The organism is Bacillus sp. FSL P4-0248 (assembly GCF_038593305.1).
Taxonomy (GTDB): domain Bacteria; phylum Bacillota; class Bacilli; order Bacillales; family Bacillaceae; genus Bacillus; species Bacillus safensis.
In genome coordinates this window covers 3,220,993-3,238,064 of sequence record NZ_CP151983.1, presented here as the reverse complement: position 1 = coordinate 3,238,064, position 17,072 = coordinate 3,220,993, and the positions used below count along the sequence as shown (strand labels likewise).

Here is a 17,072-nt window from a genome sequence, read left to right as displayed (position 1 = left end):
AAAAGCGCCCCATAGGGACGCTTTTATTTATGATAATTCAAGCTGCTTCTTCAATTCAGTTTTCACTTCGTTCAGCTGGTTTTGATCCAATTGGAAATAATAAACACCGTTGGGCTGGTAATCAGATCCTTTAAGCTGAATGGTATCGACCGATTTCAATGATGTCAGAAGCGGGAAAAGACCGACTAACTCCTTCATTGAAAGGGTGGTTGACACATTATCTCCGAGTGTATCAATGATATTGTCGTATGACGGAATAGATGTTAATGATTTTGATTTATCAAAAATGGCTTTTAACACTTCCATTTGACGCTGTCCACGCATTAAATCACTATCTGCTTTTCTTGTTCTCACATATGCGAGCGCTTGATCACCATCTAGTGTATGAGTTCCAGTTTGAAGCACAACCTTGCCTTTTGTATCCTTTTTAATCTGTTTCACAAGATACTCATCCTTGATGTTAATAGGAACACCGTTTAATTCGTTGACGATTTCTTTAAACGCTACGAAATTACTTTGAATGACAAAATCGACCGGAATATCTAGTAAATCTTCAACTGTGCTCACTGTTAAATCTGCACCGCCAAATGCGTGTGCGTGAGTAATTTTATCAAAACCGTGGCCTGGAATATTAACGTATGAGTCCCTAGGAATGCTTAATAATTTAACGGTTTTATTTGTGCGGTTAATGGTTGCCAAAACCATTGCGTCACTTCGTGCTTGTTTCACTGTTTCGCCCGGTCTGCTGTCAATTCCAAGCAGCAAGACAGAAAAACTGTCTTTTCCTGGATCGAATGCTTCAATTCGTTTCACAGATTGTGCGCCGCGATCAAGAGATACTTGAGCCTTTTTAGCAGCATTGGTTATTTTATAGTAGGCATAGCCTGTGACTGAAGCCGTTGTCAGTAAAAGAATACTAATGATAAAAAGAGTGACTTTCACCCATGGTTTTAAACGCTTTTTTCCTTTGCGTTTACTTCGTGATTGATCCATATATGTTAAACCCTCGCTATGATTTTATAGTAAAGATGTCCTTCTTTCTGCTTACAAACTAAAACAAATATACCTTAAAACGGGATATAGTGCGACATTTTTTTCACTAACGCTTAATTGACGTTTCCTTCTCGTAAAAAGTTTCAAAGATACACAAATGAAATATATTTGTCATAAAACATCGAAATGTTTGAAATGACAGGAAGTGAGGAAAATGACTTTTCATAGAGTACAGAGACAAAAGTGGGGTTATGTATATGAAAAATCGGAATGGATGGCTTTATTTCTTCGGCGCCCTTGGCGGTGCTTTATATGGCTATGATACAGGTGTCATCTCTGGCGCCATCTTATTTATGAAAGAAGATTTAGGTTTAAATGCGTTTACAGAGGGGCTTGTCGTCAGCTCGATTTTAATCGGGGCGATGCTTGGTTCCTCTCTTTCTGGAAAGCTGACAGACCAATTTGGGCGGAAAAAAGCCATCATCGCCGCAGCTATTTTGTTTATTATCGGTGGATTTGGTACAGCTCTTGCCCCGAATACGGAAGTGATGATCTTATTCCGAATTGTACTAGGGCTCGCTGTCGGGTGCTCGACAACGATTGTTCCATTATATTTATCTGAACTTGCGCCAAAGGAATCACGAGGGGCACTGTCCTCTTTAAACCAGCTCATGATCACATTTGGTATTCTTCTTGCCTATATTGTGAACTACGCTTTAGCGGATGCAGAGGCATGGCGCTTGATGCTTGGAATTGCGGTTGTTCCTTCTGTTCTTTTATTATTCGGGATTTTGTTTATGCCGGAAAGTCCCCGCTGGCTGTTTGTCCACGGACAGGCTGACCGTGCGAAGGAGATATTATCTAAACTCAGAAAAAGTAAGCAAGAAGTGGCAGAAGAAATTTCAGATATTCAAAAGGCGGAAAGTGAAGAGAAAGGCGGTTTTAAGGAATTATTTGAGCCATGGGTACGCCCAGCATTGATTGCTGGTGTCGGCCTTGCCTTTCTGCAGCAGTTTATCGGTACAAATACGATCATTTACTATGCACCAAAAACATTCACAAGTGTTGGCTTTGGGAATTCAGCAGCGATTTTAGGAACTGTCGGAATTGGTGCAGTGAATGTCATCATGACGTTTGTTGCCATTAAAATCATTGACCGTGTAGGGCGTAAAGCGCTGCTCCTATTTGGGAATGCAGGAATGGTCCTTAGTTTAATTGTCCTGTCAGTCGTCAACCGATTTTTTGAAGGATCAACAGCAGCAGGATGGACAACCGTTATTTGTTTGGGTCTCTTTATCGTCATCTTTGCTGTCAGCTGGGGTCCTGTCGTTTGGGTGATGCTCCCAGAGCTGTTCCCAGTACATGTCAGGGGAATCGGTACAGGTGTCTCGACCTTCCTTCTTCATACAGGAAATTTAATCATCTCGCTGACATTCCCAGCTTTATTAAGCGCGATTGGCATCAGTAATCTCTTCCTCATTTATGCGTTCATTGGCGTAGTCGCCTTCTTATTTGTAAAATACTTGGTGACCGAAACGAAGGGGAAAAGTCTTGAAGAAATTGAAGAAGATTTAAAAAAGAGAAATCGTGCCGTCACAAGTGGCGAAGGAAAAACGGTATGAACGATGGCCAGCTGCCGTGTGCAGCTGGTTTTTCTATGTTAAACAAACGTTTAATCAAGAAAGGACATTCCCTCATCTTCTGAACGTGCTGCCTATCACATACATATGGAACAGGCGGGTGAAAGGTGGAAATGAGATGAAAGGGAAAACAAGCATTGTCATGCTGACGTACAACGAACTGCATTTAACGAAAACATGTATCGAGAGCATTAAACAGCATACGAACAGCGACCAATATGAACTCATCGTCGTCGATAATGCGTCAACTGATGGCACGAAGGAATATGTAAGAGAGCTGGATGATGTGATTTTCATTGATAATGAAGAGAATAAAGGTTTTGCAAAGGGATGTAATCAAGGGGCAAAAAAAGCTTCAGGAGACAGCATTCTCTTTTTAAATAATGACACGATCGTGACGGAAAATTGGCTCCCTCCATTAAAAGAGGCGCTATTCGCTTCAGAACAGATTGGGATGGTGGGGCCCGTCTCTAATTATGTAAGCGGCCCTCAGATGGTCCAGCCATCGTATACAGATGTGAAGGAGCTCCCAGCCTTTGCTAAGGAGTATACGTCTAAGAGAAAAGGTCAGAGAACTTATGTGCACCGGCTTGTAGGGTTTTGCTTGCTCGTGAAAAGAAAGCTGATCGAGGATGTGGGATTATTTGATGAGCGGTTCGTATATGGATCATTTGAGGATGACGATCTATGTTTGCGTTCATTACTAAAAGGATATCAGCTGCAAATTGTGCATGATTCCTTTGTGCATCATCATGGTCATGCTACCTTCAATGCCAATCAAGAAACGAACATCTCTACACTGTTTACTGAGAATAGACTTCGATTTTTAGATAAGTGGGGCATAGATCTAAATTTGATCACTCCTCATCCGTATTTTGCGGAATTACTCCCTGAGGACGCTGCTCGCGTGCTGGATGTTGGGTGCGGAGCTGGCGCAACTGGGCTTGAACTGATGAATCGGCAGTCTGTACACATGTACGGGGTAGAGGCAGATACATTAAAAGCAGCGGTCGCAAGGGCGTATTATGAAGAAGTCTTCGAGGCAAATGCAGATGAATACCCATGGTCAGAAAAAGAGGCCTTTTTTGATGCGGTCATTTTTTCGTATGTTTTAGAGCATGTGTCAGATCCTTGGCACATCATTGAGCAAGCGCACGCCTCTTTAAAGCCAGGCGGCGTCATCATTTGCTGCCTGCCTAACATGATGCATGCAGAGGTGCTTCTTCCTTTGATGACAGGTGATTTTACTTATCAAGATGTAGGAATCTTAGACCGAACCCATATGCGGTTCTTCACACCAAACACCATGCGTGCGCTTTTCCCAGACCAATTATTTGAACGCGTGATCGAGCAGCGGATTAATGTGCAGATTGATCAAAACGTCCAATTGTTTTTTGACGAAGTGGCAAGAATAGGAGCATCACTTGGCTTTCAAACAAAAGCGTTGTCTGATCAAGTGACTTTGTATCAGCTTCTCATTGTCGTACGTAAAAAAGGCGGCTCTCTTTTGGGATAACCGCCTTTTTGTATTACCATTTGAAGCTTTTCGTTGCACCTTCTGCACCAAAGTTCAAGATGCTCACTTTGATGTCATACGTTATGTCTGCTTCTTGAAATAGTTTGTCCCATTCATCTCGATGCTGATCCCAATATTCAGGATACTTAATACGAAACTGCCGGCTAAAAAAAATAGGATCAACACCTACTTCATGTTGCATATGACTGACCGTTTTTTGTATGCGCTCTTTAATTTTATGAGAAAAAATCTTCTCAAATCGTTTAATGTACTGTTCATCGTATGAGTTTTCCGGGGGATATTGATCCTCTGACAATTTTCCATTTGTTTGTACACTAACGTTAAATGAAACCTTTCCGTCTTTCAGGTAGGGTTCAATTTTGGTTTTGGCTTTCTTAATTTCATACGTAATTGGAAAGCCTTTATAGGTGGCAGGTACAACGCCGCCTGCGATACGGTCCATCACCCAGTTTAAATATTGTACATCCTGTGCAGAGATGAAACCAATCAGCTTTCTTGTTTTTCCGTGAATGATACCTGCCCCATCATAAATAAGTTCACCGTCTACCGCATCTACACTTTGTACAAGGAAGCTAATGCCCATCTGAAAATAATCAGATGCCCGGCCAATACGTGTTGGCAGTGCGATCTTCCCGTTAAAGCTTCGGTTTTTGGATGTTTCGAAGATATGTTCAACCGGAACCTTTTGCTGTGATTTCAATTTTTGATTGATGACTTTTGACGCATCACCTCGTGACACGAGGAGATAGCTGCTGCGCCGAACCTCATCATCTCGAATAAAATGATTGAGTGTTCCTTGAATATCGTGATGCTCCGCCTGGGTTTTGCCGAACAAGAAGATTTTCAGGTGATCACTATAGATCGGCGGGTCCTTCAAGGCGACATTACTGACAGCCTCCAGCACATTTTTTCCCTTCGAGACGACATTCACATAGCCGGGAGAATCGGCTTCTTGTGTTCCGCCTGTTTTCGGTACAAGGTTTTGATAGGTCAGCTTAACTCCATTCTCATCTTGTTCATCAATGCCAACACCGCGTACAAACGATAGTTTTTCAATATCCTTTAAGTCCCAGCAGCCTGCTGATAGAAGGAAAAGAAAGCAGGATAAAAAGAATAAAAGTACACGTCTTCCTCTCATGCAGAACGACCTCCCCATTTTTTGCGTATCATCAGCAGGGCAGCTGTAATAAAAGGAATGGCTAAAACCGCGAACAATGCGTAGCCAAGTAAAGTAGAGTAGTAAAAGACTTCATTGATATTTCTTGGAAAAAGTGAGAGTGCTGATGTAATTAAAAATAACAGCCATAGCAGTCTCGTTATATTGGTCGTTTTAAAAACGGTGAAGCAGCCTTTAATCGCAAATTGGAAAAAGCCCAGCATACAAATGAACTGCTGGCAGGTCCAGATCGTCAGTAAGAAAATATCAAATCGTTCGATAAACACCCCTTCAAGTTCAAGCGCTTGAATGAGGGAAACCGTTGGCCAGGTGAGAGATTTCGTTTCACCCACGGTCATGGAGCCAATCACTATAAAGAGGGTGAGGGAATATACAAGAGAAGTAATTCCAACCCCGATCGCAGCCGCCCATTTTGCCTTAGACCATTTGTCTTTATAAATGAGCGGTACGACAAACAAAATTACTTCAAACCCTGTAAATTGAATAAAGGTTTGAGAGAACAGGTTACTAAAATCTTTAAAACCATGCGCCATCACAGGGCGCAAATAATCAAAATCAAATATTTTTAAACAAAACAGCATAAGCGCTATGTAAATGACCATGGTGATCGGATAAATATAGGTCACCATTTTGACAACTGGAAAGATACCGCTTTTCAAATGATAGATCGCCACAAGTAGAAAAATCATGACAATCACTGCCATGGGAGTCGATTGCAGCAGGAAAAACTGGACCACTTCGCCGAGAACACGTGCCTCAAAGCCGACAATTCCTAGTAAATAGGCGACCAGCATTAAATTAAAGATCGTGCCGAAAAATGCCCCTGCTCCTTTTGTATTTGACTCAAAAATGGTGTCTGGTGCATTCTTTTCAGCAATCCAGCCCAACAAAAAAGCAACGAAAGCAAAGATGACTCCCTGTATTAATACAATGATCCAGCCATCAGGGACTCCTGAATTGGCAGAACTGCGAGGAATGGTTAAAATTCCAGCGCCTATCATTGTAGAGCTGCACAGAATGGTGACTTGTAACAATGATAGCTTTTCAGGTCTGTACATCGTTTAATCTCCTTGTCTTTTGAGATTTTTTATTTTTGCTGTTTTTGGTCTGGATTTAAATAGCCCGATTGGTAAACGAACGTACGTATCCTTTAAATCTGAAAACGGTGAAGAAAGCACTGGTGTGAAATAGTCAAAACCAAAAGTCTTTAACTGCATCAGGTGGCAAAGTACAAATAAATAACACATGATTAAGCCGTATAACCCAAACAATGCTGAACTAAAAATGGCCATAAACCGCAAAATACGCAGTGGGAAACTAAAGTCATATGACGGTGCTGTGAAGTCAGCCAGTGCGGTCAGCGACACAATAATCACCATTAAGGCGCTGACGATATTGGCTTGGACAGCCGCCTGACCAATAATAACGCCGCCAATGAGTCCAATTGTCTGTCCGATGGCTCTTGGAAGCCGGAGTCCAGCTTCCCGCAGCAGCTCTATCGTAAAAGACATGAGAATGGCTTCGACAACAGGAGGGAAGGGAACATTCTGCCGGCTGCCTGCGATGGTGAGTGCCATTCTTGTCGGTAATAAACCGGGATGATAAGAGACAAGTGCAATGTAAAGGCCGGGTAAAAAAATCGTGAGCAGCACGGCAATATAACGAAGTAAACGTAAAAGAGTCGCGCTTGTCCACCTCTGATAATAATCCTCCGGAGATTGCATCAAAGCTGTAAGTGTCATAGGTAAAATGAGGGCAAAAGGAGTGCCATCGAGCAAAATCGAGACTTTGCCTTCAAGCACAGATGCAATCACCCGGTCAGGACGTTCTGTGTTTTGTATTTGTGGAAAAATGGAGATGTGACTGTCCTCAATCAGCTGTTCAATATAGCCGGTTTCAGGGATATCATCCATTTTGATTTCGGTCATGCGTGATAGCACATCTTCTACTAGTTTAGGATCAGCAATATCACGAACATACACAAGAGCAGCGGATTTTTTATTTCGAGTACCTATACTCACCTTTTGAATTACAAGGTGAGGGTCGTTTGCCCGCTCACGGAGTAAAGCCGTGTTTTTTTCAAGATTCTCAATAAATCCGATCCGCGGTCCTCTTACAAGAACTTCAGATTGCGGCTCTTCTACTTCTCTAAATTGAAAAAGATTCGTATGGAGCGCAAGCGCTTGAGCCGCTCCATCTACAAATAAAATAGCCCTGCCGCTATATAACTGCTCGATGGCAAGGTTCATATCATCCAGCACATCACTTTGAATGCCAAAGAACGTTTTTGAAAGGGAGGAAAGTGTAGCAGAACCAACCTCGGTGATGTCGAGTTCCTTTTGCATAGGTGAAATGATTTGCTTAGAAAGCATCTCAAATTCTGTGAGTCCTTCAACGTACACGAGACATGCAGAAATAGTGGAAGGACCAAATGAAAAAGAGTGGAACACGATATCATCACTTCTTCCGGCAAAGCTTTTGACACGCTTAATGACGGACGCTATATCTTGTTCAATACGACTTTTCATAATACCTCACCCTCATCACATGTTTTTTATAGAGTGACTCGGAAGGTGGAGAATTATGCAAATAGAAAAAAGAGAATCCCCTAATAGGAATTCTCTCGTATATTTATCTTGCAAGCCAGCCGCCATCAACAGCTAAAATGTGGCCGTTCATATAATCAGAAGCTGGTGAGCTAAGGAAAACAGCCGCACCGGCTAGATCCTCAGGCTTTCCCCAGCGCCCGGCTGGAATTCGTTTCAGAATCTCTTCATTTCGATTTTCGTCGTCACGAATGGCTTGTGTGTTATTGGTCGCAATATACCCAGGCGCAATCGCATTCACTTGAATATGCTGGCTCGCCCATTCGTTGGCAAAAGCTTTCGTCAGCCCTGCGACAGCATGCTTACTTGCTGTATAAGCAGGGACAAAGACGCCGCCTTGAAACGATAGAAGGGAGGCGATATTGACGATTTTCCCTTGCCCGTTTTTCAGCATCTGCTGTCCAACCTTTTGCGTGAGGAAAAAGAGACTGTTGATATTCACATCCATGACTGTATGCCAATCTTCCTCTGAATAGTGAGCCGCCTGCTCTCTTTTGATCGTTCCAGCATTATTGATTAAAATATCAATCGTATGCTTCTTTAATATGGCGTCGACAGCCTGCTTTGCAGACTGAGGGTTAGAAAAGTCAACCTGAACCGCATGAAATGATCGGCCTGCCTGTTCGACAAACGCCTTTGTTTCTTCAAGTGGTGTATGGTGATATGTGCCGATGATATCTGCTCCTGATTTGGCAAGCGCCACGGCAATGCCTTGTCCAATACCGGTTCCAGGGCCTGTCACAAGGGCTGTTTTTCCTTCAAGGGAAAAGAGGGACGCTGCATATGAAGTTGTCATCACTTCGTTACCTCAGCTGATCCATTGGGACAAAGTCCATATCTTTGAATGTATAGTTTTCTCCCGCCATTGCCCAAATAAATGAGTAATTCGCTGTACCTGAGCCTGAATGAATGGACCAGGCAGGTGAAATGACTGCTTCTTCATTTGCCACAACAAGATGTCTTGTCTCAGATGGCTCTCCCATAAAATGAAAGACCCGCGCATCCTCTTCGATATCAAGATATAAGTACACTTCCATCCGGCGATCATGAATGTGAGCGGGCATCGTGTTCCATGTGTTATTGGTTTCAAGCTGAGTGATGCCCATCATGAGCTGACAGCTTTGGATGCCGTCTGCATGGATGACTTGATACAGGTTTCGTACGTTGGAAGCAGCTGCTTCCCCTAAGTGGTTTGGTGTTAATTCAGCGATAGCTGCTTTTTGCGTAGGATACGCCCTGTGAGCCGTGGCTGATACTAAATAGAACTTGGCCTGCTCGCCTGATGAACTAGCGAACTGTACATCTTCGTGACCAAGACCAATATATAAGAAATCTTTATGCTCCAGCACAAAGGCCTCACCATCAACAGTGACCGTTCCTTGTCCGCCGACATTTACAATCCCGATTTCTCGTCTTTCAAGAAAATACTCCGTCCGTAAAAAGTCTCCGGCATCTAGTGTGATCGGCTCTGCTACCGGCATGGCTCCACCAATCACCACGCGGTCCTCATGCGAGTAATAGAGCTTTAATTCACCACTGACAAACAGTGTAGGAATATGAAAATGACGACGAAGTTCCTCTGTTGTAAAACGTTTGACCTGCTCAGGATGTACAGCATAACGATTTTCCATTTGGATAAGCCTCCCTTTCCATCTGAAACAAATATTGATATTTATTCGGTATCGGTTTCAAGGAAAATTCTAGAGGAAAAAGAGAGCGCCGTCAACCGTTAATTTGAAATCGCTTTCTTTTTCTCTGGTTAGACAAATTTTTGCCATCATCATGCAAAAAAATCTTCTGAAATGCATTCAATTATGATATGCTTTTTTTAAGTTTATTTGAAATCGGTTTCGAACCAAATGAGAAGATCAATTGTGGGAGTTTTTTTGAATGAAAGAGAAAAAGCAAACGAAAGTCACCATTAATGAAGTTGCAGCTTATGCAGGGGTCTCAAAATCAACTGTATCCAGATATATCAATGGCAGAACAAATGAAATTTCTTCAGAAAAGGTAAAAAAAATCAAGAAAGCCATTGAGGAACTCCATTATCGTCCGAGTCAGCTTGCTCAAGGATTGAAAGTCAGAAAAAGCAAGGTCATTGGGTTTATTGTAGCCGACATTACGAATCCATTCTCTGTGGCAACACTTCGCGGGGTCGAAGAGATTTGTGATGAATATGGATACAGCATTATGGTGTGCAACACAGATAATCGTCCAGAAAAAGAACGGGAAATGCTCCTAAAGCTGAATGCACATTATATTGAAGGGCTCATCATCAATACGACAGGACAGAACAATGACATTCTGGAGGATTTTCAGAGAAATGGTGTGCCGATTGTTCTTGTGGACCGGAAGCTGCCTGAACTGAAAGTCGACACAGTGACCACGAATAACCGTGATATCACCATCCGGCTGCTTCAACAAATGTATGAGAAAGGCTATGATCATATCGCTTTCTTTACTGAGCCTGTCGATGGAATCAGTCCTCGTGAAGAACGAAAGGAAGCATATGAACAGACAGCTTTGAGTAAACAGAAGAAGCCGATCATTGCAGAGATTGATTTAAAGCAAAAGGAACAAATGCGCGAAGAGATTGTCCGTTTTTTACAATCAAACGAACAGAAAAAAGCGATTTTAGCCGGTAATGGATTACTCATGCTGAAGCTGATTAGTGAACTTGTAGAGCTTGGGGTGAAGATTCCTAAAGAGATAGGCATTGCAGGGTTTGATGATACAGAATGGTATAAGCTGATTGGACCTGGAATCACAACGGTTGCCCAGCCATCTCATGAAATGGGGAAAGCAGCCATGCAAAAAATCAAGACACGGCTAGAAGGGGATGAAAGTGCGCCCCAAACCATTCAGCTTGATGGAGAAATCATTGTGAGGAAATCTTTATAAACGATAGGCAGAGAAGAGTATACATACGTGCATGCTCTCTCTTTTTCAACTGATTTGAAACCGGTACCGAGGAAGGGGAGAAATGAGTGAAAGCATTGGATGCGGTCACATTTGGGGAATCAATGGCGATGTTTTATGCAGAGGAAGCCGGAGAGCTTCATCAAGTGCATACATTCCAAAAGGCGCTTGCTGGTGCAGAGAGTAACGTGGCTGTCGGCTTGGCGAGGCTGGGCTTTCATGTGGGATGGATGAGCAAAGTTGGAGCAGATTCACTTGGCACATTTATTTTAGAAGAGCTTCAAAAAGAGGGAGTCGATACAAGTGCAGTACTCCGTTCAAATGATGGGTCTCAAACGGGAATCTTACTTAAATCAAAAGTGATGGATGGAGATCCTGACGTCACGTATTATCGGAAAGGCTCTGCTGCGAGCACAATGAGTCCAAGCGACTTTCCAGCCGCCTATTTCAAACAGGCAGGCCATCTTCATATGACTGGTATTCCGCCTGCCCTATCCAGTGGAATGAGAGCGTTTTCTTTTCGTGTCCTTCAAGAAATGAAAGAAGCGGGCAAAACCATTTCATTTGATCCAAATCTTCGGCTTCAGCTGTGGGAAGAGGAGGAAGATATGATTCATACGGTGAATCATATCGCTTCGCAAGTGGATTGGTTTTTTCCAGGGCTTGCAGAAGGGCAAAGGCTCACGGGGTGTCACGAGCCAGAAGAGATTGCAGATGTTTATTTGCAAAAAGGTGTCAAGCTAGTGGTCATTAAGCTAGGGGCAGAAGGTGCCTTTTATAAAAGTGCAGCCGGTCAGGGGATTGTGAATGGATTTTATGTGCAGGATGTCGTAGACACAGTTGGAGCTGGTGATGGATTTGCAGTGGGGGTCATCAGCGGCTTGCTTGACGGCTTATCAGATGAAAAATCTGTGACAAGAGGCAATGCGGTCGGTGCACTTGCAGTGATGTCACCTGGCGATAAGGACGGACTGCCTACCAGGGAGGAGCTTCAGGCTTTTATGAAAGAAGCCAAGCGATATCAAAGGCGGGAGTACATGAAAGGGGATGAGAGATATGGGAAAGCCAGCAAGTTTGAGCGTTAAAAAGCAGCTAGCGTCTTGTAAATTGATCGCAGTGGTGAGAGCGGGTAGTGAAGCAGAAGGCATTGAAATGATTGATCGTTTAAAGAAAAAAGGAGTCCGTGCCATTGAAGTGACGTATACCACGCCAAATGCTGAACGCATCATCGCATCCTTCCAAGAGGAGAAGGACATCATTGTAGGAGCGGGAACAATTACGACGCTGGAGCAGGCACAATCAGCCATTGAGGCAGGCTCACAGTTTATCGTTAGTCCAGGATATCTTCCTATGATTGGTGAACATCTCTCATTTTACGACACACTCTATGTACCAGGTGTCCTCACCCCAAGTGAAATCATGCAGGCGAAAGCAGATGGCTACTGCTTGCTCAAGCTATTTCCAAGCGGCTCCTTCGGTTTATCCTATATGAAAAACCTGCAAGGTCCATTTCCAGAGATTGAATTTATCCCTACGGGCGGCATTCATCCAGCTGATGTTCCAAAGTGGCTCAAAGCAGGTGCGGTGGCTGTCGGTGTCGGAAGTCAGCTTGAAAGCAGTACAGCAGAGGAATTACAAGCAGTTCTTTCTTCATAAATACTTGTCAAACGAACAAACAACTGGCTCGTTGATGCCGGTTGTTTGTTCGTTTATCTGACATAACAGAAGGTAAACATTCAACTCTTCACGTACAATGTTCGTGAAGGAGTGATTGAAAATGTACATTCTACAAGATGAACTTACAGATGGACGAATTGACCAGCTGATCACCGCACATATAGAAGAGATGAAGGAGCATTCGCCGCCAGAAAGCATTCATGCCCTTCCATTAACTGATTTAAAAAAACAGGATGTCACCGTGTGGAGTGTGCGAGATGGAGAGGAGCTTCTTGGCTGCGGAGCGTTAAAGGAACTGTCAAGTGAACATGGGGAAATCAAATCGATGAGAACCGCAGCCCTCCATATGCGAAAAGGTGTAGCGAGGTATATGCTGAATCATCTTCTCCAAGAGGCAAAACGGCGCGGGTATACACGTGTCAGCTTAGAGACAGGGGCAATGGCTTTCTTTGAACCAGCAAGAAAACTATATGAGAGCGCTGGATTTCAGTATTGTCCGCCTTTTGGTACATATCAAGAAGATCCAAACAGTTTATTTATGACAAAGGAATTATAGAGGTTGAGAGAGTATGCTTATAAGCAGCTCTTTTTTTTATGCGGAAATAGTGGGAAGGAGGAGGACACGGTGAGATTATCTAAGTGGATTGGAATGGGCGCATTTTTCACATTTTGTGTGGTATCTGTCATCTTCTTAACGTTATTAGGTCAAGATTTATTTAAAATTGAAAGCGTTTCCGAAAAAGCGGAGTCAACGTATCAATACCATTTTGTCCTTGTACCGGAGGAACTTGATAACGAATATTGGCAGCTTGTACAAAAGGGAGCTGCGGATGCGGCAGACGTTCATCACGTGTATCTAGAATATTTGGGCCCAAAACAGGCGGATGTAGACGATCATCTGAAAACCATTGATATGGCGATCGCTGGGCATGTTGATGGCATTATGACGCAGGGACTTGATGCGAAGAAATACAAACCGCTTTTTCAGAAGGCGAGGGAAAAAGGCATTGATGTTGTCACCGTCGATACAGATGCAGAGGGGAGCAAGCGTCAAGTGTATGTAGGGACGGACAATTACTATTCAGGCTTTATCGCAGGACAGGCACTCATCGCAGATACAAAAGGTGAACAGTATGTAGGAATTGTCACAGGCAGGCTGGATGCCATTCATCAAAAGCTGCGCGTCAAGGGCTTTCGAGATGCCGTCTCTGCTGAAAAACGCATTCATATTGCTGGAATAGAAGAATCAGCCATTACGAAGTCAGGTGCCTCAGGTGCCGCTTATAAACTATTAAACGATCATGCAAAGCTCACTTCATTTTATGGCACAAGTGCATTAGATGGTGCAGGCATCATCCAAGCAATTGCACAGTATCGATCATCCACTGATTTTTATGTGCTTGCATTTGACACATTGCCTGATACGATTCAGGCGCTTGATGATGGGACAATTGATGCCGTCGTCGTGCAGCATCCTTATGAAATGGGCTATCAAGCGGTTGAATCGCTTGTTCGTTTGCAGAAAGGTGAAAAAGAAGAACCGCTCCAGTACACGGGAACGAGTGTGATCCGGCGCGGGGATCTGCCTCTTCAGCAAACAGACAGAAAGCAGGGGATGCAGCCATGAGAAAGATTCGAAGTAAGCTGTTATTAGCATTTTTAATCCTTGTGCTTCTTGGCAACGTAGCCGCTTTTTTTGTCTACTGGAGCAGTTCAAAAATCACATCAGAATATAGCCGGAGCTTCCGTTCTTTTCTCCTGCTCAATGATATATCAACAGAGGCGAAAACGATGTATGAAAAGGTCAATGCCTATGCCATTGAAAAGGATCAGAAGTTTGCCAAAGAATATCTTACGTCAAAACAGAAAATGAAATCATACGATCAAGCGCTGCGAAAGGATGCCGGTCTTCATGCGGCAATTCCTTCTATTGAAAAATATCAATATATGATGCGGACGCTCATCAATGAAAGTGATGCGACCATGACACATGTGAAAGCAGGGAAAATCGAAGAATATGCTGCAAGTGTGAAGGAAGTGAGAACCGTCTCCTCCTATATACAAGAGCAGACGATGACCCTGCTTGATGATGAATTATCTGAGTATCAGATACTCTATCAATCTCTTCAAAAAAGGCATCAAACCTATGGTCTCTTTACCTTATGCCTGTTTACGTTATCAATCGGGGTCGCCTTATGGATGGCGTATATGATTGCTGGCGGGATCTCAAGACCCATCGTTCATCTGTCCCGAAGTGTAAAAGAAGTATCAGAAGGAAATTTTGATGGAGCGAATTTGCATGTTACCACAAAGGATGAAATCTCTGTTTTAAATGAAGCCTTTCAGCGAATGCGGCAAGAGATGAAAATGATGATTGAAGAGATCAAACAAAAGGCAGCATTAGATCAAAAAATCAAAGACATGAAGCTAAAAACGCTGCAAAACCAAATGAACCCGCATTTTTTATTTAACACATTAAACATCGTTTCACGGATGGCTTACTTAGAATCAGCAGAAGCCACATCGAGGTTGATTCAATCCGTTTCCACGCTGATGCGGTATTCGCTGTCTGCTCTTAGTACATCCGTTACATTGGAACAAGAAGTGAAAGTGGTGAAAGAATATTTTCATATACAAGAAACGAGATTTGCCGATCGTATTACGTGCAAAACGTCCATCGATGAATCATGTTTATCTGTGCATATCCCAAGTCTTACCTTACAGCCGCTTGTCGAAAATGCCTTCATTCATGGCGTTGAACCAAAGGAGGAAGAGGGACTTGTTGAGCTCTCGATCTATCAAGAAGGCGGCTATGTGATGATTCAGATTCAGGACAATGGGATGGGCATCAATGAACAGGAGAAAAGAAGATTGCTGTCAGAAAAAGAAGAGGAAGATCCGAACATACTGAGTAAAGGCCACTCGACAGGAATCGGTCTTCGAAATGTAATGTCAAGACTGCACTTGTTTTACGGGGTGCAAGATGCCCTTCAAATTGATTCAAAGCCAAACGAAGGCACCACCATACAATTGGCTATTCCGATAAAGGAGGGACCGGCATGCTGAACGTGCTGATTGTCGATGATGAAAAAATAGAACGGCTAGCGATGCGGAAGTTCTTAACCGAATGGCTTCCAGAGTGTCATATAGCAGGAGAAGCGGAAAATGGAAAGAAGGCGGTTGAATTCGTGCAGTCTGAGCCCATTCATCTTGTGCTCATGGATATTCAGATGCCTGGCATGGATGGACTGACAGCGATCAAACAGATCAAAGCAAGCAGTCCTCATACAAAATTCATTATGCTGACAGCCTACGATACATTCGATTACGCCAAGCAAGCGATGCAGGAAGGGGTGAAACAATACCTCGTCAAACCAGCTGACAAGGATGAAACCATCGCAGCCATTCGATTTGTAGCAGCAGAGATTCAGCAGGAGGCGTCTCTACGGCAGGAGGCAGCGGCCGATCAGCAGTCAAAGTGGCTTGAAGCGCATGTCATGAACGGTCAATCTTATACCGAAATGGAGTTTCAACAATTATTTTCCGAATATGAAGCAGGTCTTATCATTGCTGTGCAGCGGACAGAAGGAGATCAGCTGTTGATCGATTTACAGAAATCTGCACGATTTCATACGGTGCCGATTCAGATGGGGGGAGAACTGTTTACATGTCTCATTTATAGTCAGCAGGGACCAGGTCAGCTAAAGGCAGAGGTGCTGCAAGCCATTCGAGCTGCCATGACAAACGGTCAGCCTTCACCTGTCGTTGGCATAGGGCATCCAGTCTCAAACCCGCTTCATCTTCAGAAAAGTGCAGCAGAGGCGAAGCTTTCCTATTATCAGCGAAAAAAGAGTGGCGGCGTTGTTCGTTATGGCTTTTACCAAACAGAAGTGAAGCCCCGCCCATTGATTCATCTGCCGGAGCTTGCAGACAGCATGATGCAGGCGCTCGAGGAAGGGAGAAGAGAGGATGCGCTGGCTTTATTTGATGCCTTTGAATTAGAGGGGGCGGCGATTTCGCAGGTAAAAGAACTGCTGATTCTCTTCAAATCACGCCTCCGTACAGATCTATCGATATTGACAATCAGCACCGCAGCTGAATGCCGCCAGTGCTGTGAACACCTATTTGACGTGTATGAAGCGAGAACACAGACCATCAATGACATCGAGCGGGCAAAACGTTACATCAAAACGCATTATTGTGAACAAATCACACTTGAGCAAACGGCCGCTTATGTTGATTTAAGTCCAACCTATTTCACAAAACGATTTAAAGACGAGACGGGTCTGACATTTAAAGAGTATGTGACAGCCTGCCGGCTGGATAAAATCAAAAAGCTCCTCAAAGACAGTACGCTTAGCTTAAAAGAAATTACCTTTCAGGCAGGATATACAGATCCTAATTACGTCAGCCGTGTGTTTAAGAAGATGGTCGGCTGTTCACCGAAGGAATATCGAAAACAGGCCGTAAAAAAATGAAGAATTTCATAAAAAAGTGAAGAAGTTTGCCTGAAAAAAAGCAAG

15 protein-coding genes are annotated in these 17,072 nt (G+C 43.5%); 9 read left to right on the top strand and 6 right to left on the bottom strand.

From position 1 onward, the window contains the following. Window positions 1-27: 27 nt before the first annotated feature. Window positions 28-993 (bottom strand): LCP family protein, encoded by a 966-nt coding sequence (locus tag NST65_RS16675; protein ID WP_025093927.1) that lies wholly within the window; start codon window positions 991-993, stop codon window positions 28-30. Window positions 994-1,250: 257 nt separating this feature from the next. On the opposite strand from NST65_RS16675, the gene NST65_RS16670 reads away from it, so the two are divergent. After that, a complete protein-coding gene (locus NST65_RS16670; RefSeq protein ID WP_108909017.1) occupies window positions 1,251-2,615 on the top strand; it encodes a sugar porter family MFS transporter in 1,365 nt (454 codons plus the stop codon). 136 nt (window positions 2,616-2,751) lie between these two features. Next, window positions 2,752-4,149 (top strand): bifunctional glycosyltransferase family 2 protein/class I SAM-dependent methyltransferase, encoded by a 1,398-nt coding sequence (locus NST65_RS16665; RefSeq protein ID WP_034281159.1) that lies wholly within the window; start codon window positions 2,752-2,754, stop codon window positions 4,147-4,149. A 13-nt stretch (window positions 4,150-4,162) separates the two neighbouring features. Here NST65_RS16665 and NST65_RS16660 read toward each other — a convergent pair whose 3' ends face one another. The 5 genes from NST65_RS16660 to kduI form a co-directional block, all read right to left on the bottom strand. Continuing rightward, entirely contained in the window at window positions 4,163-5,308 is a 1,146-nt protein-coding gene (locus NST65_RS16660; RefSeq protein WP_034281158.1) for a Ger(x)C family spore germination protein, read from the bottom strand. After that, on the bottom strand, window positions 5,305-6,405 hold the full coding sequence (locus NST65_RS16655) for a GerAB/ArcD/ProY family transporter (RefSeq protein WP_034281157.1): 1,101 nt from the start codon (window positions 6,403-6,405) through the stop codon (window positions 5,305-5,307). The genes NST65_RS16660 and NST65_RS16655 overlap by 4 nt, the downstream gene beginning before the upstream one ends. 3 nt (window positions 6,406-6,408) lie before the next feature. Next, window positions 6,409-7,875, bottom strand: coding sequence for a spore germination protein (locus NST65_RS16650; protein ID WP_034281156.1), 1,467 nt, complete (start codon window positions 7,873-7,875; stop codon window positions 6,409-6,411). Between the two features lie 103 nt (window positions 7,876-7,978). After that, window positions 7,979-8,749 carry a 2-dehydro-3-deoxy-D-gluconate 5-dehydrogenase KduD gene (kduD, locus tag NST65_RS16645; protein WP_034281154.1) on the bottom strand — a complete coding sequence of 257 codons (771 nt, stop codon included), beginning with the start codon at window positions 8,747-8,749 and terminating at the stop codon, window positions 7,979-7,981. Window positions 8,750-8,756: 7 nt separating this feature from the next. Beyond that, entirely contained in the window at window positions 8,757-9,584 is an 828-nt protein-coding gene (gene kduI, locus NST65_RS16640; protein WP_034281153.1) for a 5-dehydro-4-deoxy-D-glucuronate isomerase, read from the bottom strand. Window positions 9,585-9,843: 259 nt separating this feature from the next. Here kduI and NST65_RS16635 point away from each other — a divergent pair, with 259 nt between their 5' ends. From NST65_RS16635 to NST65_RS16605, 7 genes are all read left to right on the top strand, one after another. Next, window positions 9,844-10,854 (top strand): LacI family DNA-binding transcriptional regulator, encoded by a 1,011-nt coding sequence (locus tag NST65_RS16635; protein ID WP_111926846.1) that lies wholly within the window; start codon window positions 9,844-9,846, stop codon window positions 10,852-10,854. Window positions 10,855-10,940: 86 nt separating this feature from the next. Further along, entirely contained in the window at window positions 10,941-11,957 is a 1,017-nt protein-coding gene (locus NST65_RS16630; protein ID WP_111926844.1) for a sugar kinase, read from the top strand. Beyond that, a complete protein-coding gene (locus tag NST65_RS16625; RefSeq protein ID WP_111926842.1) occupies window positions 11,929-12,528 on the top strand; it encodes a bifunctional 4-hydroxy-2-oxoglutarate aldolase/2-dehydro-3-deoxy-phosphogluconate aldolase in 600 nt (199 codons plus the stop codon). Before NST65_RS16630 ends, NST65_RS16625 begins: the two co-directional genes overlap by 29 nt. Window positions 12,529-12,649: 121 nt before the next feature. Further along, window positions 12,650-13,105 carry a GNAT family N-acetyltransferase gene (locus NST65_RS16620; protein WP_024423655.1) on the top strand — a complete coding sequence of 152 codons (456 nt, stop codon included), beginning with the start codon at window positions 12,650-12,652 and terminating at the stop codon, window positions 13,103-13,105. 69 nt (window positions 13,106-13,174) lie between these two features. Then, window positions 13,175-14,176, top strand: a complete 1,002-nt coding sequence (locus NST65_RS16615) for a sugar-binding protein (RefSeq protein WP_111926840.1) — start codon at window positions 13,175-13,177, stop codon at window positions 14,174-14,176. Further along, window positions 14,173-15,615 carry a sensor histidine kinase gene (locus NST65_RS16610; RefSeq protein WP_111926838.1) on the top strand — a complete coding sequence of 481 codons (1,443 nt, stop codon included), beginning with the start codon at window positions 14,173-14,175 and terminating at the stop codon, window positions 15,613-15,615. Before NST65_RS16615 ends, NST65_RS16610 begins: the two co-directional genes overlap by 4 nt. Beyond that, the gene (locus NST65_RS16605) at window positions 15,609-17,027 is read left to right on the top strand and encodes a response regulator (protein ID WP_041115557.1); all 1,419 of its coding nucleotides are present in this window, start codon (window positions 15,609-15,611) and stop codon (window positions 17,025-17,027) included. The genes NST65_RS16610 and NST65_RS16605 overlap by 7 nt, the downstream gene beginning before the upstream one ends. Window positions 17,028-17,072: the final 45 nt, after the last annotated feature.

Bases quoted from the DNA above. Each gene is read 5' to 3' on its own strand.
- NST65_RS16625 (WP_111926842.1), top strand. From the start codon at position 11,929: ATGGGAAAGCCAGCAAGTTTGAGCGTTAAAAAGCAGCTAGCGTCTTGT.
- kduI (WP_034281153.1), bottom strand. From the start codon at position 9,584: ATGGAAAATCGTTATGCTGTACATCCTGAGCAGGTCAAACGTTTTACA.
- NST65_RS16605 (WP_041115557.1), top strand. From the start codon at position 15,609: ATGCTGAACGTGCTGATTGTCGATGATGAAAAAATAGAACGGCTAGCG.
- NST65_RS16610 (WP_111926838.1), top strand. From the start codon at position 14,173: ATGAGAAAGATTCGAAGTAAGCTGTTATTAGCATTTTTAATCCTTGTG.
- NST65_RS16650 (WP_034281156.1), bottom strand. From the start codon at position 7,875: ATGAAAAGTCGTATTGAACAAGATATAGCGTCCGTCATTAAGCGTGTC.
- NST65_RS16660 (WP_034281158.1), bottom strand. From the start codon at position 5,308: ATGAGAGGAAGACGTGTACTTTTATTCTTTTTATCCTGCTTTCTTTTC.
- NST65_RS16635 (WP_111926846.1), top strand. From the start codon at position 9,844: ATGAAAGAGAAAAAGCAAACGAAAGTCACCATTAATGAAGTTGCAGCT.
- NST65_RS16655 (WP_034281157.1), bottom strand. From the start codon at position 6,405: ATGTACAGACCTGAAAAGCTATCATTGTTACAAGTCACCATTCTGTGC.
- kduD (WP_034281154.1), bottom strand. From the start codon at position 8,749: ATGACAACTTCATATGCAGCGTCCCTCTTTTCCCTTGAAGGAAAAACA.
- NST65_RS16620 (WP_024423655.1), top strand. From the start codon at position 12,650: ATGTACATTCTACAAGATGAACTTACAGATGGACGAATTGACCAGCTG.
- NST65_RS16675 (WP_025093927.1), bottom strand. From the start codon at position 993: ATGGATCAATCACGAAGTAAACGCAAAGGAAAAAAGCGTTTAAAACCA.
- NST65_RS16670 (WP_108909017.1), top strand. From the start codon at position 1,251: ATGAAAAATCGGAATGGATGGCTTTATTTCTTCGGCGCCCTTGGCGGT.
- NST65_RS16665 (WP_034281159.1), top strand. From the start codon at position 2,752: ATGAAAGGGAAAACAAGCATTGTCATGCTGACGTACAACGAACTGCAT.